This is a genomic window from Hoskinsella mucinilytica (genome assembly GCF_045223415.1).
Classification (GTDB): Bacteria; Bacillota_I; Bacilli_A; order Erysipelotrichales; family Erysipelotrichaceae; genus Hoskinsella; species Hoskinsella mucinilytica.
In genome coordinates, this window is the sequence record NZ_JBEQZJ010000041.1 from 1 (window position 1) to 21,876 (window position 21,876).

20 protein-coding genes and 1 other annotated feature are annotated in these 21,876 nt (G+C 37.4%); of the genes, 6 read left to right on the plus strand and 14 right to left on the minus strand.

Features of this window, described 5'->3' with window-relative positions; translation table 11 throughout:
* Positions 1-218: 218 nt before the first annotated feature.
* The 8 genes from leuB to hrcA form a co-directional block, all read right to left on the minus strand.
* A complete protein-coding gene (leuB, locus tag UGRO018_RS13995; protein ID WP_416327115.1) occupies positions 219-1,298 on the minus strand; it encodes a 3-isopropylmalate dehydrogenase in 1,080 nt (359 codons plus the stop codon).
* Positions 1,299-1,790, minus strand: a complete 492-nt coding sequence (leuD, locus tag UGRO018_RS14000) for a 3-isopropylmalate dehydratase small subunit (RefSeq protein WP_416327116.1) — start codon at positions 1,788-1,790, stop codon at positions 1,299-1,301. It abuts the gene before it with no gap.
* Between the two features lie 12 nt (positions 1,791-1,802).
* The gene (gene leuC, locus UGRO018_RS14005) at positions 1,803-3,059 is read right to left on the minus strand and encodes a 3-isopropylmalate dehydratase large subunit (RefSeq protein WP_416327117.1); all 1,257 of its coding nucleotides are present in this window, start codon (positions 3,057-3,059) and stop codon (positions 1,803-1,805) included.
* Positions 3,060-3,063: 4 nt separating this feature from the next.
* Positions 3,064-4,749: a 2-isopropylmalate synthase gene (gene leuA, locus UGRO018_RS14010; protein ID WP_416327118.1), complete on the minus strand. Its 1,686-nt coding sequence runs from the start codon at positions 4,747-4,749 to the stop codon at positions 3,064-3,066.
* A 54-nt stretch (positions 4,750-4,803) separates the two neighbouring features.
* Positions 4,804-5,045, minus strand: a binding site (T-box leader).
* A gap of 136 nt (positions 5,046-5,181) precedes the next feature.
* Positions 5,182-6,294, minus strand: a complete 1,113-nt coding sequence (gene dnaJ, locus UGRO018_RS14015) for a molecular chaperone DnaJ (RefSeq protein ID WP_416327119.1) — start codon at positions 6,292-6,294, stop codon at positions 5,182-5,184.
* Between the two features lie 184 nt (positions 6,295-6,478).
* Positions 6,479-8,284, minus strand: a complete 1,806-nt coding sequence (dnaK, locus tag UGRO018_RS14020) for a molecular chaperone DnaK (RefSeq protein ID WP_416327120.1) — start codon at positions 8,282-8,284, stop codon at positions 6,479-6,481.
* 14 nt (positions 8,285-8,298) lie between these two features.
* Entirely contained in the window at positions 8,299-8,919 is a 621-nt protein-coding gene (grpE, locus tag UGRO018_RS14025) for a nucleotide exchange factor GrpE (RefSeq protein ID WP_416327121.1), read from the minus strand.
* A 9-nt stretch (positions 8,920-8,928) separates the two neighbouring features.
* Entirely contained in the window at positions 8,929-9,942 is a 1,014-nt protein-coding gene (hrcA, locus tag UGRO018_RS14030) for a heat-inducible transcriptional repressor HrcA (protein WP_416327122.1), read from the minus strand.
* Between the two features lie 273 nt (positions 9,943-10,215).
* Here hrcA and pgeF point away from each other — a divergent pair, with 273 nt between their 5' ends.
* Complete coding sequence (gene pgeF, locus UGRO018_RS14035) at positions 10,216-10,983, plus strand: peptidoglycan editing factor PgeF (RefSeq protein ID WP_416327123.1); 768 nt, start codon at positions 10,216-10,218, stop codon at positions 10,981-10,983.
* Positions 10,984-11,078: 95 nt separating this feature from the next.
* Entirely contained in the window at positions 11,079-12,533 is a 1,455-nt protein-coding gene (locus UGRO018_RS14040) for a M81 family metallopeptidase (RefSeq protein WP_416327124.1), read from the plus strand.
* Positions 12,534-12,590: 57 nt separating this feature from the next.
* Here UGRO018_RS14040 and UGRO018_RS14045 read toward each other — a convergent pair whose 3' ends face one another.
* On the minus strand, positions 12,591-13,763 hold the full coding sequence (locus UGRO018_RS14045; RefSeq protein ID WP_416327125.1) for a cation diffusion facilitator family transporter: 1,173 nt from the start codon (positions 13,761-13,763) through the stop codon (positions 12,591-12,593).
* Between the two features lie 109 nt (positions 13,764-13,872).
* Between UGRO018_RS14045 and UGRO018_RS14050 the strand changes: the two genes are divergently transcribed.
* Both UGRO018_RS14050 and UGRO018_RS14055 read left to right on the plus strand, forming a co-directional pair.
* Positions 13,873-14,769, plus strand: a complete 897-nt coding sequence (locus tag UGRO018_RS14050) for a hypothetical protein (RefSeq protein WP_416327126.1) — start codon at positions 13,873-13,875, stop codon at positions 14,767-14,769.
* A gap of 47 nt (positions 14,770-14,816) precedes the next feature.
* On the plus strand, positions 14,817-15,665 hold the full coding sequence (locus UGRO018_RS14055; RefSeq protein WP_416327127.1) for an NAD(P)-dependent oxidoreductase: 849 nt from the start codon (positions 14,817-14,819) through the stop codon (positions 15,663-15,665).
* 53 nt (positions 15,666-15,718) lie between these two features.
* Here the strand turns inward: UGRO018_RS14055 and UGRO018_RS14060 are convergent, their stop codons facing one another.
* Positions 15,719-16,072, minus strand: coding sequence for a hypothetical protein (locus UGRO018_RS14060; RefSeq protein ID WP_416327128.1), 354 nt, complete (start codon positions 16,070-16,072; stop codon positions 15,719-15,721).
* A 115-nt stretch (positions 16,073-16,187) separates the two neighbouring features.
* Between UGRO018_RS14060 and UGRO018_RS14065 the strand changes: the two genes are divergently transcribed.
* Positions 16,188-17,084, plus strand: a complete 897-nt coding sequence (locus UGRO018_RS14065; protein ID WP_416327129.1) for an AraC family transcriptional regulator — start codon at positions 16,188-16,190, stop codon at positions 17,082-17,084.
* Here UGRO018_RS14065 and UGRO018_RS14070 read toward each other — a convergent pair.
* The 3 genes from UGRO018_RS14070 to UGRO018_RS14080 form a co-directional block, all read right to left on the minus strand.
* Positions 17,063-18,307, minus strand: coding sequence for a DUF6179 domain-containing protein (locus tag UGRO018_RS14070; RefSeq protein WP_416327130.1), 1,245 nt, complete (start codon positions 18,305-18,307; stop codon positions 17,063-17,065). The two genes, UGRO018_RS14065 and UGRO018_RS14070, sit on opposite strands and share 22 nt — an antisense overlap.
* On the minus strand, positions 18,304-18,699 hold the full coding sequence (locus tag UGRO018_RS14075; protein ID WP_416327131.1) for a DUF6323 family protein: 396 nt from the start codon (positions 18,697-18,699) through the stop codon (positions 18,304-18,306). Before UGRO018_RS14075 ends, UGRO018_RS14070 begins: the two co-directional genes overlap by 4 nt.
* A gap of 194 nt (positions 18,700-18,893) precedes the next feature.
* Positions 18,894-19,274 (minus strand): desulfoferrodoxin family protein, encoded by a 381-nt coding sequence (locus UGRO018_RS14080; protein ID WP_416327132.1) that lies wholly within the window; start codon positions 19,272-19,274, stop codon positions 18,894-18,896.
* 141 nt (positions 19,275-19,415) lie between these two features.
* Between UGRO018_RS14080 and UGRO018_RS14085 the strand changes: the two genes are divergently transcribed.
* Entirely contained in the window at positions 19,416-20,291 is an 876-nt protein-coding gene (locus tag UGRO018_RS14085; protein ID WP_416327133.1) for an RluA family pseudouridine synthase, read from the plus strand.
* A 7-nt stretch (positions 20,292-20,298) separates the two neighbouring features.
* Here the strand turns inward: UGRO018_RS14085 and UGRO018_RS14090 are convergent, their stop codons facing one another.
* Positions 20,299-21,639: a diguanylate cyclase gene (locus UGRO018_RS14090; protein ID WP_416327134.1), complete on the minus strand. Its 1,341-nt coding sequence runs from the start codon at positions 21,637-21,639 to the stop codon at positions 20,299-20,301.
* Positions 21,640-21,876: the final 237 nt, after the last annotated feature.

The following is a 21,876-nucleotide window of genomic DNA, read 5'->3' on the forward strand; positions in this document are numbered from 1 at the left end:
TTTTTTAAACATGTAAGCTTTTGAATACTATTTATTGTTTCTATGTAACGTCTATTATTCTACTACATAAATAGTCTAAATTCAATATAATTATTATATTTTTCTATTCTTTTATAGACTTAGTGGCAAACAATGAGATATCCTTGTGATGATAGCGGTTACCTTAATATATAAAAAAAGTAGCATTTCTTGAATTTTTCAAAGAATGCTACTTTTGTTTATGCTTTTTCTATATATTCTACAATCTTATCTCCCATTTGATCACATAACAATTTTGTTTTACCCGGTTCCATAATATCACCAGTACGATATCCATCAGTTAATGCTTGTGCAACAGCTTGTTCGATCATTTCATTTTCTTTGTCCATATCGAATGCATATTTCAGCATCATACCTGCTGCAAGAATGGTACCGATCGGATTGGCGATATTTTGTCCGGCGATATCAGGCGCAGAGCCATGAATTGGCTCATACATACCACGTTTGCTTTCTCCCAAAGATGCACTTGGTATCAAACCGATGCTTCCGGTAATCATACTTGCTTCATCACTTAGAATATCTCCGAACATGTTTTCCGTTACGACAACATCAAACTGTGCGGGATTCTTTACAATCTGCATTGCGGTATTATCTACAAGCATATCTTCTAAGCTTACATCAGGATATTCTTTTGCGACCTCATGCATGACTTTACGCCACAAGCGACTGGTATCCAATACATTTGCTTTATCTACGGAAATCACCTTATTGCCACGTTTTCTAGCTGTTTGAAAGGCCGTATGAGCGATACGTCTGATTTCATGTTCATAATAGCACATGTTATCTGTTGCATATAGCTCTCCATCCACTTCATAAGTTTTCTTTTCTCCGAAGTATACTCCACCAATCAATTCTCGTACGACCATAAAATCAATACCATTGGCTACGATATCCTTTCGAAGTGGGGAAGCATCCGCAAGCTGAGGGAAAATCTTTGCTGGTCTTAGATTTGCGTATAATCCCATTTCTTTTCGAATGCCCAACAATGCTTTTTCCGGGCGAATGGAAGGATCAACCTGATCCCACTTAGGGCCACCTACTGCACCTAATAAGACAGAATCACTATCTAGACATGCTTGTAAGCTTTCTTCCGGTAAGGATTTTCCATAACGATCGATGGCACAGCCACCTGCACAAACTTCGGTATAGGTAAACTCATGCCCGAATTTCTTTTCAATACATTGTAATACTTTGACTGCTTCCGCAACAATTTCCGGTCCGATACCATCTCCAGGTATCACTGCGATATTCTTTTTCATTTACTCTTTCCCCTTTCGAATGGCATTCATCAATCCGTTATTTTTCATAATGTTTTGGATGAAAGGTGGAAAAGGTGCTGCTTGATATACTTCGTTTTTGGTAATGTTTTTAATTTCACCGGTATCAAAATTGATTTCTACCTCGTCACCATCGACGATGGCATCACTTGCCTCAGCACATTCTAGGATTGGTAGCCCGATATTGATCGAATTACGATAAAAGATACGGGCAAAGCTTTTCGCTATGACACAACTGATACCACTTGCTTTGATTGCAATTGGGGCATGTTCTCTTGATGATCCACAACCAAAATTCCAACCTGCAACGATGATATCATCCGCTTTGATTTTATGAACAAACTCAGCATCGATATCACACATACAATGACTTGCCAATTCTTTTGGATCACTGGTATTTAGATATCTTGCCGGAATGATAACGTCTGTATCGACATTATCTTGATATTTATGAGCATTTCCTTTTGCCTTCATAGGTTTTCCTCCTTAATCCTTTGGTGCAGCGATCTTACCTTCAATGGCACTTGCTGCAGCTACTGCTGGACTAGCCAGATATACTTCTGATTCTACATGACCCATTCTTCCTACAAAGTTACGGTTGGTTGTCGCAACACAACGTTCTCCTTCCGCAAGAATACCCATATAACCACCTAAACATGGTCCACAAGTTGGGGTAGATACGACACAGCCTGCGTCAATAAAGATTTCCATCCATCCGTTTTTGATACATTCTTTGTAGATGCTTTGCGTTGCCGGGATAATGATGGCACGTACTCCCTTCGCCACATGTTTACCTTTTAAAATACGTGCTGCGGTTTCCATATCTGAAAGACGTCCGTTTGTACAGGATCCAATGACGACTTGATCAATGCGTACTTCATCGATTTCATCAATAGTCTTCGTGTTTTCTGGAAGATGAGGGAATGCGACCGTAGGTTTGATCTGACTCAAATCTAAATGATATACATTGACATATTCCGCATCATCATCTGCTTGATAAGTTTGGTAAGGACGATGAACACGTTCTTTTACATAGGCCTCTGTGATTTCGTCTACTTCAAATATACCATTTTTAGCACCTGCTTCGATTGCCATATTTGCCATACATAAACGATCGTCCATAGATAAACTTTTTAAACCGATACCGGTAAATTCCATAGAACGATATAAGGCACCATCCACACCGATCATACCGATGATGTGCAGAATGACATCTTTACCGCTAACATTTCGTCCAAGTTTTCCTCTTAGATCAAACTTAATCGCTTCTGGTACCTTAAACCAACATTTCCCTGTTGCCATACCGGCTGCCATATCTGTGCTACCAACACCTGTTGAGAATGCTCCCAATGCGCCATACGTACATGTATGAGAATCCGCCCCTATGATACATTCTCCAGGTCCAACGATCCCTTTTTCAGGTAACAATGCATGCTCGATTCCCATTTCACCTACATCATAGAAATGTTCGATATTTTTTGCATATGCGAATGTTCTACATGCTTTACATTGTTGAGCTGCTTTAATATCTTTATTTGGCGCAAAGTGATCCATGACCATCGTTACCTTACCCGGATCAAATACTTGATCAAATCCATATTTTTCAAATTCTTTGATTGCGACCGGAGATGTGATATCATTTCCTAAAATCATGTCCAAATTTGCTTCAATCAGTTGTCCTGCTTCTACTTTGTCTAATCCTGCATGTGCTGCCAGAATCTTTTGTGTCATTGTCATTCCCATAACGTTATGCCTCCTCACTAGCTCTTCTTTGTGCTACTGCTCTGTTTAGTGCCGCAAACAATGCCTTTACACTGGATGTGATGATATCATCATGAATTCCTACACCCCATTGATCGATATTTCTACAATCATTTATTTTTACATAAGATACTGCCTTAGATGTAGATCCTTTGCTTAAAGAATGCTCTTTATAATCCATAATATCAAAGGTCACATTCAAGTTATCACGTAATGCATTACTCACTGCATCCAAACGTCCGTTTCCCATTCCTGTAATGGTTTTTTCTACACCATCCGCAAGTATGCTTAACTCACAGATAAAGTTTTCTTGTTCTCTTTTGAAATGAAAGTCTTTCATCTCATAAGGAACATTGATGTTACGATATTCTTTTTCAAATAGATCCTTTACCTCATTTGGTAATAATTCTTTATGTTGCTTATCACTGATATCTTTCATGAAATATCCGATCTCTTCTCGCATTTCATTTGGTAATTCATATCCATAGTATTCTTCTAGCATGAATGCTACCCCACCCTTACCGGATTGAGAATTGATACGAATCACATCTGTTTCATATACACGCCCTACATCTCTTGGATCGATTGGCAAATATGGAACAGTCCAATGTTGTGGATCTTTTTCTTCTCGATGATGCATACCTTTCGCAATCGCATCTTGATGTGAACCGCTAAATGCCGCAAAGACAAGTTGCCCTGCATATGGTTGACGCATCCCGACTTTCATACGAGTTACCGTTTCATATACCTCCACGATATGTGGCATATTACTAAAGTCTAGTTCAGGATCGATACCCATAGAATACATGTTCATAGCTAAGGTAATGATATCGACATTACCGGTACGTTCCCCGTTTCCAAATAAGGTTCCTTCAATGCGATCTGCCCCAGCTAGAATGCCCATTTCGGTATCCGCAACACCACACCCACGATCATTATGTGGATGCAAAGATACGATGACATTTTCACGATAGTTCATATGCTTACACATATATTCAATTTGACTGGCGTATACATGTGGCATTGACAATTCTACAGTGACCGGTAAATTGATGATGACCTTTTGATCTGCGGTTGGTTTCCAAACATCCAACACAGCATTGCATACTTCTAATGCATAGTCGATTTCAGTTCCGGTAAAGCTTTCTGGTGAATATTCAAAGCGATAATTTCCACCATCTTCTTCACTTAGCTGTTTTAATAGCTTTGCGCCTTCTACAGCAATTTGCAGGATATCCTCTTTTGACTTTTTAAACACCTGTTCTCTTTGCGCATAAGAAGTGGAATTATATAGATGGATCACAGCATTCTTTGCGCCCTTCACAGCTTCAAACGTTTTTCTGATGATATGTTCTCTTGCTTGGGTCAATACCTGAACAGTGACATCATCCGGTATCATATCTTCTTCGATCAACGTACGTAAGAATTCATATTCCGTTTCTGAAGCTGCGGGAAAGCCTACTTCGATTTCTTTGAACCCAACTTCAACCAATAGTTTGAAGAACTCTATTTTTTCTTCTAGACTCATTGGAATGATCAAAGACTGATTACCATCTCTTAAGTCTACGGAACACCACTTAGGTGCTTTTTCAATGTATTCCTTTTTTGCCCATTCCATACAAGTTTCAGGGGGCATATAATACTGTCGTTTGTATTTTTCAAATCCTTTCATAACAATATCCTCTCTTTCCTTTTTTAACAAAAAAGCTTTCGCCTCTAAAATAACATTAGAGACGAAAGCTTATACTTCCGTGGTACCACTCTGATTGATGAAATTATCATCCACTTACATATCCCATGAATATGTTCTCGCTTGATAACGGACGAGTATCCGATGACGTTTACTAATGCATTCACGTTCAGGTCATAGCTTACGGGTGAGTAGATTTTTTGATTCACATGCCTTTCACCAACCGGCAATTCTCTACGGTGCAATGTCCAAAATCTAGTCCCGATCTTTGCTTTTGTTACTGATAATAGAATAAATCAATTTGTGTAAATTGTCAACCCGTATTTCAATTTTAAATCATTTTATTTTCTGAAAATATTTTCATTTCATTTCCTACATTAAAAAAAAGAAAAAAGTACCTGACATTGAGGTACTTTACTTGAATGCATTTTTGAATTTTTCAAATGGGCTTTCATGATCCTTTTTACTGCGTATTTTTTCATAAAGCTCTTTTTCATCACGATTCAATTTTGTAGGAATCTCAATCTTGACTTCTACATATTGATCCCCTTGAGCCCCACGCATAGATTTGACACCTTTTCCTTTCAGTCGGAATTGTTGTCCATATTGTGTACCTGCCGGAATGCTTAATTCCACATCTCCATATACCGTAGGTACATCTACTTTACAACCTAAGGTTGCATCTAAGGCACTGATTGGTATCGTGATACGAATATCGTTTCCATCACGGGTAAATTGTTTATGGCGTCCTACTAAGATTTCAATATACAAATCTCCATTAGGTCCACCATTGACTCCACGTTCTCCTTTATTGGCAACACGTACTTGTTGACCGGATTGAATTCCTGCAGGAATTTTTATATTCAGTTTTACACGTTTATGTTCGTAGCCTTTTCCATGACATTTATGGCATTTGTTTGCAATGACCTTACCTGTCCCATTACAATCCGGACATACGCTTTGACTTTGGAAAACACCGAATGGTGTACGCTGTTGCGTAGTGATATGTCCTGTCCCACCGCATCGACTACAGCCTTTGATATCAGACTTGCTTCTAGCACCAGTTCCATTACATTCATCACATTGCTCATCTACATCCACACTGATTTCTTCTTCTTTGCCAAATACCGCATCCATAAAATCAATGCGCATCTGCATAAAGCGATCATCGCCTTTTCTTGGACCATTTGATTGTCTACGACCGCCATTGCCGCCGAAACCTCCGCCAAAGAATGAACCGAAGATATCAGAGAAATCTCCGAATCCTTCAAAGCCTTGACCGCCGCCAAAGCCACCGGCACCATCCATACCGGCAAAACCAAATTGATCATAGGTTGCTTTTTTCTGTGGATCACTCAACACTTCATAAGCTTCATTTACTTCTTTGAATTTTTCCTCAGCACCCGGTTCCTTGTTGACATCCGGGTGATATTTTTTTGCCATCTTACGATAAGCTTTTTTTATTTCATCGTCACTTGCACCCTTTTGCAAGCCTAAGACTTCATAATAATCTCTCTTATCACTCATATCGGATCACCTTCCTACTTTCCAGACGATATCTAAACTACAATCACGTATCCCCCAAACATACGGACATGTCGCATTGCAGTTTATCCATACCGGGTTCTATTTTATCATACTTTATCTTTAGTGTCATACCACAACATACAAAACCTAGCGCAAGCACTAGGATTTGTTGTTGTTCGTCGTTTTATTTCTTTTCTTCGAATTCTGCATCTACAACGTTATCATCGTTTGCATTTCCTGCATCTGCACCAGGGTTACCTGCTTGTTGCTGATACATTTGTGCACTAGCTGCCTGAGCTGCTTTTTCCAAAGCTTCCAGTTTTGTCTTTACAGCTTCCATATCATTTTCATCTAATGATTTTTGTAGATCATCACGTAATTTCTGAGTTTCTTCTTTCTGATTTGCATCGATCTTATCACCATTATCAGCTAACATAGAGTCAATCTGAGCGATAAAGCCTTCTGCACGGTTACGTAAATCGATTTCTTCTTTACGTTTTTCATCTTCCGCTTTGTGTTCCTCAGCTTCACGAACCATACGATCGATTTCATCATCGCTTAAACCACTTGTATTCTGAATGGTAATAGATTGTTCTTTTCCAGTACCCTTATCTTTTGCGGATACGTGAACGATACCGTTTACGTCAATATCAAAGGTAACTTCGATCTGAGGTACACCACGGCGTGCAGGAGCAATGCCATCTAACTTGAACATACCCAATTCCTTGTTGTCATTTGCCATTGGTCTTTCACCTTGTAGCACACGGATATCTACAGCAGGCTGGTTATCAGCAGCTGTTGAGAATACTTGAGATTTACTTGTAGGAATGGTCGTATTACGTGGAATCAATACGGTCATAACGCCACCCATTGTTTCGATACCTAAGCTAAGTGGTGTAACGTCTAGCAATAATACATCCTTGACATCACCTTGAATAACACCACCCTGGATAGCAGCACCCATAGCTACAACTTCATCAGGGTTTACAGAACGGTTTGGTTCTTTACCTAATACGCTCTTTACCGCTTCCTGTACGGCAGGGATACGAGTAGATCCACCTACCAACAATACTTGGTGAATATCATTCTTTGTTAGACCAGCATCCCGAAGTGCGTTACGAACAGGTTCCATCGTACGATCTACCAAATGTTTTGTCATTTCATCGAATTTAGCACGAGTTAATGTTGCTTCAAAGTGTAATGGCCCATCAGCACCAGCAGAAATGAAAGGAAGTGAAATCTGTGTTTGTACCATACCACTTAAATCTTTCTTTGCCTTTTCTCCTGCTTCTTTTAAACGCTGCATTGCCATAGCATCTTTTCTTAAATCTACACCGTTTTCTTTCTTAAAGGTGTCAACCATCCAATCAACAACTACGTTATCGAAGTCATCTCCACCTAATTTTGTATCTCCGTTGGTAGACAATACTTCAAAAGTACCATCTGCAAGCTCAAGGATAGAAACGTCGAATGTTCCACCACCTAAGTCATATACAAGAACCTTTTGTTCTTTTTCTGTTTTATCAATACCATAAGCCAAAGCCGCAGCTGTTGGTTCATTGATGATACGTTCTACTTCTAAGCCGGCGATCTTACCAGCATCTTTTGTTGCCTGACGCTGAGAGTCATTGAAGTATGCAGGTACTGTGATGACTGCTTTTTCTACTTTTTCACCTAAGTAATCTTCTGCATATCCTTTCAAATACTGAAGGATCATGGCACTGATTTCCTGAGGTGTATATTGTTTTCCTTCTAATTCTACTTTTTCATTTGTACCCATCAAACGTTTGATAGAGCTTACTGTATTTTTGTTTGTGACTACCTGACGTTTTGCTGCATCACCAACGATACGTTCTCCATTTTTGTATGCTACAACTGATGGTGTTGTACGATTTCCTTCCGGATTTGTAATAACCTTACATTCTCCACCGTCCATAACAGACACACAGCTGTTTGTTGTTCCTAAGTCGATACCAATAATTTTACTCATAATTGTTTCCTCCTTTATTCGCTTACTTTCACAAGCGTTGCACGTAATACACGATCTTTTAACATATATCCTTTTTGTAATACTTCAATTACCATACCAGGTTCTACGCCTTCTTTGCTTTCCTGCATCAAAGCCTGATGGAAGTTAGGATCAAATGGCTGATCCATTGCCTCGATTTCCTTGACACCTTCCACTTCCAGAATATGCACCAGCTGCTGGTAGATCATTTCAAATCCTTTCGCATAGTTCTTTATGTTAGGATCATCTACCTTCACATCCAATGCACGTTCTAGATTATCGATGACAGGTAACACCTCTGTGGCGAAACCTTGAATACGGTATTTTCTTACATTATCGGCTTCACTTTGTAGACGTTTCTTTAAGTTTTCTGCATCCGCATAAGCCTTATAGAAAGCATTTTTACTAGCTGCAAGCTCTTCTTTTAGCTTTGCATTTTCTTCTTCAAGCTCTTCGATTCTTTTTTTCTTTCCGAACTTTGCACTTTTCTTTTCTTCTTTTTTGTCCTCAGCAGTTTGTTCCTGTGTTACTTCTTCTTCCATCGCTTCATTTGTTTCTGTTTCTTGCTGGGTTTCTTCATTGACTACATCTTTTTCGTTTACGTTTTCTTCCTGCATGTTGACCTCCTATTGATTTTCTTCTTTGTATAAGTCTTCAATTACTTTACTCATATATTCCATCAAGGCGACCACACGATTGTATTGCATCCTGGTCGGGCCGACGATCATCAGCTCACCCTGTTCTTCCTCATTCAACTTGAATTTACTGCTGACAACAGCAACATCATCAATCTGAATCAAGTCATTATCTCCACCGATTTGAATTGCGACATTGCCATCATGATTGGCAATTTGACGAAATAAGCTGCTATCCTCTAGCATCTTCATCAATTCTTTCAGCTTTTCGATATCTGCGAATTCTGGCTGATAAAGCATATTACTTTGTCCACTGCAATAAACATTGTCACTTGCAAATTTCATGAACGCATTGACAAATGCTTCAAACAATACCTCATGCCTTGCGACATGACTTGCTAATAGTGGTTGTATTTCTTTCATCTTTGCAACGACCTCACCGATCGGTGTACCGCTTAGCTTATCATTCAACAAGTCACAACAGGTCTTGATATCATTGACACCCACATCTTGCCCAAAATGGAACGTCTTATTCTCGGTATGTCCATGATCTGTAATGAATATCGCAACTGCGCTTCTTTCATTTAAGGGAACCAATTGAATATGTTGTAATGTCTGATACTTACTATCGGGACCTAATACGACAGATGTTAAGGATGTCATTTGTGATAAGATATCACAGCTTTTCCTAACGATCTCTTCAAGGGAATAATGACGTTGTGTAAACACTGCCTGTAAGGAATGCTTGATTCCTTCATCCAGTTGTTTCTCCATTAGATGTTCAACATAGAAACGATATCCTTTACTACTTGGGATCCTTCCACTTGAAGTATGTGTTTTTTCAAGAAGTCCCATTTCTTCAAGAGCAGCCATTTCATTTCGAATGGTGGCACTGGAACAAGTGAAATCCAACAAATCCATCAGACGTTTTGATCCAACCGGTTCCGCCGTTTTGGTGAACTCATCTACGATTGCTTTGAAAATCGCCACTTGTCTTTCCGTCATCGCTGTTTCACTCCCTTCTAGCACTCCATCTCTATGTCTGCTAATAGTATATGACAATATTTTAGCACTGTCAACCTTTTAGTGCTAAAATACTGAAAAATAATGAAAAAGTGCTTATCATAGGCTCTTATCCCAAAAAAAATCTAATAAAAATCTTCTTATATAAAAGGAAAGGCTTTATCATTGCAGAATGCTTCTATATTTTATATACTATGGTTATCCATGAGATAAAAAAATACATATACTAATAGATAGAAGAAAGAAGGTTTTTATATGAATACGATAGAATGGAAAACAGATATCCATATTCTTGCAGGAACGACCCTGAAAGATCAAACACAAAAGGAAGACAACAATATGGCACTTCATACAGGCGGTGATGTCAATGCCATCATCGGCAATCGAAAACAATTATGTGCAAGTCTTGGCATAGCATTAGATCAGTGTGTCTTTGCACAACAAACCCATAGCGATCACATTCATTGTGTTACCAAAGAAGACATTGGAAAAGGCGCAATGACACAAGCTTCTGCCATTGCGGATTGTGATGCCTTATATACAAGAGAAAGTAATCTACTGATCGGAGTCTTTCATGCGGATTGTGTACCTGTTTTGTTATATGACCCCATCGAAAACATCATTGCGGCCATTCATAGCGGATGGCAAGGTACGGTAAAGGAAATCACCCGTAAGACATTATTGCACCTCATCGAAAAAGAACATGTGGATCCAGCAAATGTAAAGGCCTATATCGGACCTGCCATCGGTTATCGAAGCTTTGAAGTAGGTAAGGATGTCTATCAACAGATCGAACAAATGAGTTTTGATACAAGTAGCTATCTTACTTATCTTGGCAATGAAAAAGCTTTGGTGAATCATCGAGGATTAAACAAACAAATGCTATTAGATCTCGGTGTTCCAATGAGTAGTATTACCATCAACAAATCAGATACCTTTACCCCAAATGAAGCATTATTTAGTTATCGAAGAGATCATGCATGTGGTAGACATTTAAGTTATATTTTACGTAAAGACGCCTAATGTGCGTCTTTTTCCTAATTCCTAGGACAACAATTTGCCCTATCTTGACACTTGTTATCCCTATAATATAAATAACAAATATCAGGAGGTAACCTATGAAAGTATTAGTAGCACGATTTAGTTCAGAATCAAATGAACATTCCCGTTCTTTGATGACATTTGACAAGTTTATATTTGGTTTTGGAGAAGATTGTATCAATTCCATGTATACAAGAGATATCTTTGAAAACGCCGGTATCGAATTGATTCCAAGTATTGCCGCAATCGGTCATCCACATGGCCCGGTCACCAAGGATGCCTATGATTTCATCTTGGCAAGATTATTACATGATGTAGAAGAACATCTACATGAAATCGATGGTATTTTCTTATTTCTACATGGTGCTAGCAAGGTCATCGGCTTAGAGGGGGGCTCTGCAGAACATGCATTCTTACGTGAAATTCGTAAGCTTACCGGTCCATATTTACCGATTGCGTTGGTCATGGATCCTCATGGAAATCTTTCTAGCGAATTGGTCAACAATGTTAATATTCTTCGTTGTTATCGAGAATCTCCACATACAGATGTCAAAGAAACATATCGCTTTGTAGCGGAAAAATTTGTGGATCTTTTATATCATCGTAGAAACATCAAGCCTGCTTATGTGAAAGTTCCTATCATTGTCGGTGGTGAAAAAAGCGAATCGCATGAAGAACCAATACGTTCCATCAATCGCTTATGTGATGAAATAGAAGAAAGTGATCGCATCATGAGTGCATCTTTCCATATCGGTTATCTTCGTCATGATGGTGATAAGCTTGGTTGTAGTGCAGTTGTTGTACCAAACAGTGAAGCAGATCAAGCCTATGCACAAGAGATGGCTGATAAATTATGTAAATTCGCATTTTCTAAACGTCATGAATTTCAATTCCATGGGAACGTCGCAGAACCTGATGATGCCATTGAACAAGCAGTTGCATTTAAGGGATCTCCGGTATTTATTACCGATTCAGGCGATAATGTAGGCTCTGGTGCAGATGGATTTAATACGTTTATTCTTCATCAAGTGTTGAATTTAAAAGATACCAATGGGAAACAATTCTTATTCAGTGGTATCGTAGATAAGCAAGCATATCAGTACTTATATCATAAAAACATCGGAGATCATGTCAGCTTTACACTAGGCGCAAATCTGGATGAATTTTGTAAAAGCGTACAGGTAGAAGGTACGATTACAGGAAAAGGAATTGCCGATAAGTTGTATGAAGATCATAAGGATATCGGTACTGCAATCACGGTAAAATTTGATCATGCACCGATCAGTGTCATTGTGGAATATGATGCCATTCAGTATTTGGATATCGAGCAATATGCCTATAGTGGTCTATCCTTCGAAGATTATGATGTGATCATTGCCAAGCAAGGCTATGTTTCTGATGATTTTAAAAAGTATGGTAAATTATGTATCATGTCCTTGACCCAAGGTCCAACCTATCAAAGAAGTGAAAATCTGGTATTTAAGAGGATCATGCGACCAATGTTTCCTTATGACGATTTTGAATTAGAATAACATGAAAAAGATGATGAATACAAGCTATGAAGCAGGTTTCATCATCTTTTCTATTGGTTATTGGGTCGTATATGCTCGATCAAAGGTCACAACAACAAAATAATTCGGATAAGTTGCTGTCACTCTCTGTTTGATTTCCTCTAATATCTGGGTATTGCTAAGCTTTACTTGAAATGGTACGACCACATCAAAGATCAGATTGCTATGCGTGGTTCCTTGTACCATCCTAAAGTCATGCATGGATAGATGTTCATCAATATTCTTTACAAGATCTTTCATATACTCTCTTAATTCATTGGTCAAAGGATCGTCAATCACAATAGGATCCATATGAATGACGGTTTCGATACCTAATTGATCTTTAAAATCCTTTTCCATATTATCAATCATATCATGACTCTTTAACACATCTACACGATGATCTACCTCTACATGAAGACTGGCAAAGGTACGATGACTTCCATAATCATGAATAACCAAATCATGCATTCCCAATGCTCCCGGGTATTCTTCTACCTTTTTTTGAATCATTTTGACAAGCTCTTCATCAGGAGCCTTTCCAAGCAATTCATCTAAAGCTGATTTGATGATACCTAAACCTGCAAAGATGATGAAACATGCGACGATAACGCCCATATAACCATCTAGATTAAAATGGATCAATGGTGATATTATCGTAGATAACAATACTGCCCCTGTAGCCATGACATCGGAAATACTATCCGCAGCCGTTGCTTCCATGATACTGGATTTCAATAATTTACCATAATGTTTATTATAGGTATACATCCATAGCTTCACACTAATAGAAAATACTAGAACCACTACGGAAAGCCAACTGAATTCGATCATTTCCGGATGAAGGATCTTATCCACACTGGTTTTGATCAATTCCATACCAAGGATCAATATCAAGGTCGCAACCACCATAGAGGCAATACACTCATAACGAGCATGACCAAAAGGATGTTTTTCATCGGCTGGCTTACTGGAAATCTTAAAGCTTACCAAAGATATGATGGAACTACCGGCATCAGAAAGGTTGTTTACTGCATCTGCAGTAATAGAAACACTACGTGCCAAGGTCCCAGCGATAAATTTAAACGCAAACAATACGATATTATTTATGACACCTACCGTACTGGTTAAATTACCATAAGCATGACGCACTTCCTCACGATTGGTTTCTTTATAATTCTTAATTAATTTTTTTGCTAAAAATGAAATCATGAACTTCACCCTCTTTTATTCTTGAGTACTTAGTTTAACACATTTTACAAATTTAGAAAAGACCCTCATGTTTGTTTCTTTTTTCTCATATGGTAGAAGTGGTGATAACATGAAAAAACTACTTTCCTTTCTTCTTTTGGCTATTTTAGCCCTCTGTCTTTTTTTTGGCATGAACACTGTACAATTAAGTAAACAAGCATTGACTTTATGGTTTGAAAATTTAGTACCAAGCATGTTTGTGACCATGGTGTTGATTCGTGTTTTATATAAGCAACATATGCTAGATCATTTGGTTCCTTCTTTTCTATGTAAACCCTTTGGTGTAGATCAAACAGCTATGGCTTTGATCATCAGTACCATGTTGTTAGGCTTTCCCAATGGTTCTTTATTTATTGAAGAAGCATTAAACAAAGGTCAAATTGATCAAGATGGCGCAAAGCGTCTTTTTAACATTTGTTGTTTCCCTACACCTGGATTCGTAATTTTAAGTTGTGGAGTGAAATTATATCATTCTATTCATATTGGCTTTCTTTTATATTTCTCTCAATTAGCATATGGCTTGATTGCACTTTGGATGACACGTTCTTCTTTCATTCATTGTTATCATGATTCACAACTTCATAAGCAACCTATCATGAAGGACCTTAGTTCTTCCATGTTGGAAAGTGGTACTTCTTTGTTTATGATCGGTGGATATTTGATGCTGTTTATGAGTGTGACTGGTATCTTGTTTTCCTTTCTACCTGAAGTCTTACGTTATCCCCTTTCCATATGTTCAGAGTTTTCTAATGGTATCTTTTTGATCCAACAAGCCGCTTTACCAAAGCTTCTATCTTTCATGGCCAGTTGCGCTTTATTAGGCTTTGGAGGCTTTTGTGTGCATATGCAAATCTATTCTATGTGTGAACATAGCAAAGTCAATTATCGTCACTTTTTTCTCTATCGAATCTTTCAAAGTTTGTTATCTACCTCTATTTTTTGTATTTTGTTACAGCTTTTAGTATAATAAGGAAGAACTTGCCACAAGCATAGGCAAAATGGAGGTTGGTTATTATGAAAATCGGTTGGATAGGAACAGGTGTAATGGGTAGTGCCATGTTGATGCATTTACATCAAGCAGGACATGAAATCAGCGTATATAATCGTAGTAAAGAAAAGGCAATGAATCTTTTGATGGAAGGCATACAAGTATGTGATACGATCAAAACTTGTGTTCAAGATAGCGATATGGTTTTTACCATGGTCGGTTATCCTAAGGATGTAGAGGAAATTTATACCTCAACGCAAGGCATTTTAGAACATGTTCCACATGGTTGTATCTGTATCGATATGACCACATCTTCACCAAAGCTAGCCAAACAGCTTTATCAAAAGGCAAAAGAGAGGGGCGTTCCTTTATTAGATGCTCCTGTTTCCGGTGGTGATAGTGGCGCAAAACAAGCAACATTATCTATTATGGTAGGAGGAGACCGTGAAATTTACGAACAATGTCTTCCGCTTCTATCTTGTATGGGTACTACGACTTATATGGGGGAAGCAGGTTGTGGTCAACATACCAAAGCATGCAATCAAATAGCGGTAGCCGGTGCTGTAGCTGCAATGAGTGAAGCACTTGTCTACGCAAGAGAACATGGTTTAGATGAAAGCCTGATGCTAGATGCCATAGGGACAGGGGCTGGAGGTAGCTGGCAAATTCAACATACAGCGAAAAGAGTATTAAGCGAAGACTTTGAACCAGGTTTTTACATCAAGCATTTCATTAAAGATATGCATATCATTCAAGATGAAATGGGTTCACAACATTTAACTATGTTAGATTCTGTATGTCAGATGTATGAAACTTTGGCAAAAGAGGGAGAAGAAAACAAAGGTACGCAAGCATTGATTCATTATTATTCTTAAGCCATCGAGAGGATGGCTTTTTTTTATATGGAAAAAGGGAGTCAACAGCTCCCCTATGACATCAATTCCATCATTAAATCAAACATTAGATCATATCCATTTTTTTGATTGGCACTCAAAACATCCAGTTCTTCATTAGGATCCTCTTCCACTAAGATACAATCCTTTAATTCTAAATGTAATGCCTCAGCTGCACGTTCATAGATTCCATCATCCTTTACATAGACAGGATAACAGATATCCTGATGACCTTCTAGTTCTTCTGCCAAGATGGCGGCTTCTTGTACCCTTGTCATTACCAAAAATGGAATGTTACGATGTTTTAAGATGTGAAACAAAAATCGTATTCCTTCCTTTATATGTTGTTGTGTCGCAATGCTTTCATAGGAAAATAAGATACCTTGCATATTCTTTTCCTCCTTTACTTTTCTATCTAACATAACTATAATTGAAATATAGATAAAAAAATATCACAAAAACATTCATTTTTATAACAATCTTATAATGAAGGAGGTATCAACTATGGGATATCATCAGATCATCACAGATAAAAACGGAAAGGAAATGAACATGCCCTTAGATGAAAGCTTTCCGGTTTGGGGACTTCATGATGATTTAAACAATTATGTTCATCAACATTTTCTAACGCATTGGCATCCGGAAATCGAAGTATCTTTGATCAAAAAAGGAGAAATACAATACACCCTTCAAGATCAAAGCATTCTCTTAAAACAAGGAGATGCCCTTTTCATCAACAGCAATACACTTCATGGCGGAAGTAAGATCAAGGGAAATTGTGAGCTATTTGTGTTAAGAATGGAACCTACCATTTTAGGACATCGAGAAGGCAAGATTTATCAAAAATATGTAGCTCCTTTGATTTTATGTAATACGTTACCTTATGTAAAGTTGAGCCAAGATAGCATTTGGCAAAAAGAATTGATTCAGATCATACAGTTGATATCCACTCATTTTCCAAATACCACCTCTTGGCTTACATTGTTATCTTTGCTTAGTAGCTTTTGGGAGATTTTATACGATCATGTTGTAGATGAATTAACGCCAATGATCGGTACGAATCACGAGGTAGAGCGAGTTCAGTTGATGTGTAGTTATATTCAATCAAATCTTTATCAGAAAATCACGTTAGATGATTTAGCAAAGCAAGCTTCCATCTGTAAAAGTGAATGTTGTAGGCTTTTTAAAGAATACGTTCATCAGACTCCTATTCAATATATCAATACCTGTCGTATCCACCAAAGTCTTTCCTATGTCGCTCAAGGCGATCATTCTTTGACCGAGATCGCACAGCGTTTTGGCTTTATGAGCAGTAGCTATTATACGGAAACCTTCCATAAAATCATTGGTATGACCCCTCGGGCCTATCATACAGCATGTCATAGTAAAGACATGAAATAGGAAGAAAGTTTTTGTTTTTTACCAAGTGGACATTGCATGAGATATGTTATGAAGTAACACTCCCATGCATAGGAACAATCTATGTTAGAAAGTAGGCTTTCATCTAATTGTAGTTTCTGATGAAAAACATGAGCTTCTTTAAAGTGTTCATAAAATAAATACGCCAAAGACATAGGATCTAAAGCATCGTACAACAGAAAATACTCTTTTTTCGACAAAATATCCATCTCAAACAAGTCGATAAAATCATAGTATCCAAGCTTGGTTTCCATGATTTTTTGTATACGTTTTATACCTTCACATTCCTCTAAACTTCTTAACATCTGTGTAAATAAAGTACCATCGCAGGTTGTGAGAATCTGTGGCTTTCTATCTGTAGAATATTTGTGTATCACAATGAGAGATTCAAATGTACCATGTAAACATGCAAGATTCAGTTTTTCTATCCACTGCTTTTCATATGGCTCAAGATAAGATACCATTGATTGAGGCAGTTTTGATAGAAAACAGGAAAAACAGATAGGTAAGCAAGTATCTAGATCGTCTTGTTTTAATTGTCGGATAAGCTCTTTCCTTTGTTCTTCATTGAGAAAAAGTCCATGCTTTTTCTTCAAATAAAAGGCGAATAAAGCTTGTGTTAACACAATTTCGGTAAAGTTGATCCCTAACATTTCAAGCTCTACTCCTACATGAATTTCATAATCATGCAAGAAAAGCTCTAAATCCTTTTGAAATAATAAAAGAAAGCTTTCTTCTATTTGAAAACATTCCAAATAATATGCTACTAGATCAATCCCCTGTTTTCCATACATATCATGTTCCAGAAAAAGACCATACAATAAAGGATAATCCAAATCTTCTTTACAATATACTGCATGGTAATCAGGATCATAATGTGTAAAAAAGTCAGGAAGCTGTTGTGTTAGAATACTTCGATAGCGCTCATTGGGTAATGCTCTTTGTTGTTTTTGTAATTGTATCATTTGTAACCGGGTAGATTGAATCAACTTTTGTACTTGTTGATATCCATCATCATAGCGTTCTTTCAAGGTACCTTCTTTGATCGCATGTTGAAGCATAAAGTCTATGCTTTTTAGTATTTGTTGATATTCTTTGATCGTTATAGAGGTAAAACGATACTTATTTTTCTGATAAACAAGTGTAATCGATAAAGAAAGATAGTCACTTTTTTGTTCAGGATATGCCAATAAATGGTTTATCATATCGCACGTCCTTTCTGAACACAGTATTGATAAAGTGTGCTATCAATGACACCATGTTGTTCAAGATAACAATGATAGATCAATTCAACAAGCTCATCATCATAAAGATTGCGCAGTATTTTTCTGAGTGCATAATACAAATATAAAACTTGTTTGATACAGAAAAGAAAGGTATCTATTTTCAAATACGGCGAGGTTGCAAAACACCTCGCAAGATCAAATATGATGTGCACATCGAAATCAATCATCCCATTTGCCTGATATGCCTCTTTTTGAGTTTTTCGTAGCTGTTGTATATCCTGTTCACTTAACCAATAGCCATATGTACATAGATCATCATTGACTTGTTTCAACAATGTGATCATAGTTCTTTTTTGTTCTATCTGATTCATATTTACACACCATCCTCATCATGGAGCATAGTTATATCATAGGTTGTATCACTTTTACAGCCTTGAAAAAAACAACTTTTTATGGTATGATATCCACAGATAGAAAAAGAAAAAGTGAAGTTGTTGTTCACTTTTTTTATATTTTTCGTAAAGAAGGCGAATAAAAAGACAACCGAAGTTGCCTTTTGCATTCCTTATGCTTCAATATCTGTTTTCCATAATCCATGTAGATTACAGTATTCATAAACGTGAATTTTACCCTTGTAATCACCTAAAGCGATGATTGCTTCCGGTTTGTTTCCAGGTTCTAAATTGACACGTACCACACGATCATTAAACTCTGCAATGATCATAGTAATGAAATGCTCAGGTAACATAGGGTGTTCCATACTTCCTACCTTAACATGCAAATTACCATCTACGATTTCAGCGACCGGTACATGCTTTTCTAATGCTCCATCACTTGTATTCGCTGTTAATTCAGCCATTGGTTTCCCACAGCACATAACTGGTACGCCTTTGTCCTCAACCATCTCTACGATATTACCGCATACAGCACATTTTAATAATTTCATATTTATTTCCTCCTTATTTTATGTTATCCTTTCCATACGGGAAGGGATTGACTATCCTTGTGTATCCCTTGATACGATACTAGTATAGCATACCCTTATGAATGACGTATATTCATTTGCCCAACAAAAAGGAAGGTTTTTATGCAACTTCAGAAAAATGAAATCACAATAACGATCAAAGAGCCCACAAGTGTAGAAACTATGCTTATGTCATTACACTTATCCAAAAAACAACGCTATTTATTCATGCAGGAAAAAAGGGTCAAAGTTAATCATCAAGCAATTTCACAATCCATACCACTTCAAAAAGGTGACTGTTTCAGTATACAACGCATACAGGAGGCTGATACGATTCCTGCATGGCGACTTCCGATTTCCATTATCTATGAAGATGACATTTTTCTTGTGGTAGATAAGCCTAGTGGCTTGTTGGTACATAGTGATGGAGTCAATACAAAGCAAACCTTATGCAATGCTGTAAAAGCATATTATGATGAAACGAATCAAAACATCCTTGTTCGCCCCTTGCATCGATTGGATGTAGAAACAAGTGGGCTCATCCTATTCTGTAAAGAACCGCTTCTTCAGCCGATGCTAGATGTTCAATTAGCAAAAAAAGAAATTCACCGTGAGTATTACGCAATTACCAAAGGTCGAATGGAACAAACATATTGGGACATTCAAAAAGGAATCGCAAGAGATCGTCATCACGCAAAGCGAATGCGTATCGATCCGAAAAAAACAGATGCCAGAACAAAAGTTCAAGTACTTCAACAATATAGCGATTACGCCTTAGTCAAATGTACCTTATTCACCGGTCGCACTCATCAAATCAGAGTACATCTGGCTAGTATCCATCACCCTATCTTATCGGATTTCCTTTATGGTAGCAAGGATCAAAGAATCAAACGCTGTGCTTTACATGCTTATCAACTTAGCTTTGTTCATCCGATTACAGAAAAAACCATCGTTTGTCAATGTGACTTACCTAAAGATATGAAAAACCTTCTGCGCTAACAGAAGGTTATTTTAATATACATACTTTATTACGTCCGGCCAACTTAGATTTATAAACACTACGATCCGCTCTTTTCATTGCTTGATCATGAGTAACATCACTATGGTAATAATAAGCTGCGCCCATGGATACCGTTACTTCTACCTTTTCCTTATTAAAAGAGAAGTCCGTATATTCAATCACTTTTCTCAAACGATCAATATATGCATAGATATTTTCTTTGGAAATCCCTGTACAAATCAACAAGAACTCATCTCCACCCCATCGACATAACATATCACTACTACGGATCTCTTTTGAAATAACCTCACATACATGGCGAAGTACATAATCTCCCATATCATGACCATAAGAATCGTTGATACGTTTGAAGTTATCTATGTCAAAGAAAATCAACGTATAAAACTCTTCTCCGTTTTTAAACTTTTCAAAAGAGCTATGCAATGTCATATCTGCAGTACGACGGTTGTAGCTGTTGGTTAATGGATCTCTGCTGGCATTGGTTTTCAGAATTTCTTTTTCTGTGATATCCATCATCGTACCGATCAACATTTGACATTTCCCATATTTATCTTTGATTGGTTTATAATTGGTATCAAAGATATAATCCATAGGACTATTTTTACATTTCACATGCACGATAGCATGTCCTTTTAATTCATCAGCATCAATGCGTTCCTTAAAGGTTTCCAACATCGGCATTCCCAAAATTTCAATAGCTTCGTTCAAACTGTATTTTCTTTCCTCTAGCTTCAACTTATGTAGTAATGAAGCGTTTGCTAAAAAAGTATCTTCTTTTACATCATATTCCCAAATAAACATATTTGACAGACTCATCAAAACATTGAATTTTTCTTCTTCGGCAACTGTTTGCAATTCCTTTTGTGAAGCTCGATGACAAACTCTGGTAACCCCTAGAATTTTTGTAATGGTAGCATCCACAAAAGGGCGGCATATGATTTCCATCTGATAAGTGTTTTCCTTGCTCATACTTTCAAAATGAACTACTTCTTCTTTACTATTCCCTTGAAATAGTCGTAAAAACGCTTCAGAAATCAACTTCTGTTGTTCCGCAGGAACACTCTTCAACAAGGAAGTATATGACCTACGAATTGGCATTTCTTCTTGTGTTTTTCCCCTTATATAGAAGAATGTCACCATACTCGTATTGGAATCAAATACCCAATAAAAATCACAGCTCATTTCCACAAGTGCCTTCAGTTTACTAACTTCACCGGTCCCCTCCACCATACCGGTAACCTTATCTCTTTGATCTGCTTCTTCTTCTAATTGGGAACATATTGAACGGATCTTATTAATAAGGAGTTTCTCTCTTGTATCAATCATTCCGCTTCCCTCTTTCTTTTCATTATAAGTATATCATGTTCTTACGATTACACAATAGCGTAAATTAAATCGCTTTCATTTACGTCTGTCTTATTTTAACATAAGCTGACAATATTTTCCATATTCTTCCATTTTTTTGTTTTTTGTATTTTTGTACAAATGTTTTATACAAACTAACAAGCTGATTTCAACTCATTTACAATCAATGAAATCGTGTTATAATTTGTTTATACATAA

What these genes read in the sequence shown, in the direction of transcription:
- leuB (WP_416327115.1), bottom strand. Translation starts at nt 1,298, where the DNA reads ATGAAAAAGAATATCGCAGTGATACCTGGAGATGGTATCGGACCGGAA.
- leuD (WP_416327116.1), bottom strand. Translation starts at nt 1,790, where the DNA reads ATGAAGGCAAAAGGAAATGCTCATAAATATCAAGATAATGTCGATACA.
- leuC (WP_416327117.1), bottom strand. Translation starts at nt 3,059, where the DNA reads ATGGGAATGACAATGACACAAAAGATTCTGGCAGCACATGCAGGATTA.
- leuA (WP_416327118.1), bottom strand. Translation starts at nt 4,749, where the DNA reads ATGAAAGGATTTGAAAAATACAAACGACAGTATTATATGCCCCCTGAA.
- dnaJ (WP_416327119.1), bottom strand. Translation starts at nt 6,294, where the DNA reads ATGAGTGATAAGAGAGATTATTATGAAGTCTTAGGCTTGCAAAAGGGT.
- dnaK (WP_416327120.1), bottom strand. Translation starts at nt 8,284, where the DNA reads ATGAGTAAAATTATTGGTATCGACTTAGGAACAACAAACAGCTGTGTG.
- grpE (WP_416327121.1), bottom strand. Translation starts at nt 8,919, where the DNA reads ATGCAGGAAGAAAACGTAAACGAAAAAGATGTAGTCAATGAAGAAACC.
- hrcA (WP_416327122.1), bottom strand. Translation starts at nt 9,942, where the DNA reads ATGACGGAAAGACAAGTGGCGATTTTCAAAGCAATCGTAGATGAGTTC.
- pgeF (WP_416327123.1), top strand. Translation starts at nt 10,216, where the DNA reads ATGAATACGATAGAATGGAAAACAGATATCCATATTCTTGCAGGAACG.
- UGRO018_RS14040 (WP_416327124.1), top strand. Translation starts at nt 11,079, where the DNA reads ATGAAAGTATTAGTAGCACGATTTAGTTCAGAATCAAATGAACATTCC.
- UGRO018_RS14045 (WP_416327125.1), bottom strand. Translation starts at nt 13,763, where the DNA reads ATGATTTCATTTTTAGCAAAAAAATTAATTAAGAATTATAAAGAAACC.
- UGRO018_RS14050 (WP_416327126.1), top strand. Translation starts at nt 13,873, where the DNA reads ATGAAAAAACTACTTTCCTTTCTTCTTTTGGCTATTTTAGCCCTCTGT.
- UGRO018_RS14055 (WP_416327127.1), top strand. Translation starts at nt 14,817, where the DNA reads ATGAAAATCGGTTGGATAGGAACAGGTGTAATGGGTAGTGCCATGTTG.
- UGRO018_RS14060 (WP_416327128.1), bottom strand. Translation starts at nt 16,072, where the DNA reads ATGCAAGGTATCTTATTTTCCTATGAAAGCATTGCGACACAACAACAT.
- UGRO018_RS14065 (WP_416327129.1), top strand. Translation starts at nt 16,188, where the DNA reads ATGGGATATCATCAGATCATCACAGATAAAAACGGAAAGGAAATGAAC.
- UGRO018_RS14070 (WP_416327130.1), bottom strand. Translation starts at nt 18,307, where the DNA reads ATGATAAACCATTTATTGGCATATCCTGAACAAAAAAGTGACTATCTT.
- UGRO018_RS14075 (WP_416327131.1), bottom strand. Translation starts at nt 18,699, where the DNA reads ATGAATCAGATAGAACAAAAAAGAACTATGATCACATTGTTGAAACAA.
- UGRO018_RS14080 (WP_416327132.1), bottom strand. Translation starts at nt 19,274, where the DNA reads ATGAAATTATTAAAATGTGCTGTATGCGGTAATATCGTAGAGATGGTT.
- UGRO018_RS14085 (WP_416327133.1), top strand. Translation starts at nt 19,416, where the DNA reads ATGCAACTTCAGAAAAATGAAATCACAATAACGATCAAAGAGCCCACA.
- UGRO018_RS14090 (WP_416327134.1), bottom strand. Translation starts at nt 21,639, where the DNA reads ATGATTGATACAAGAGAGAAACTCCTTATTAATAAGATCCGTTCAATA.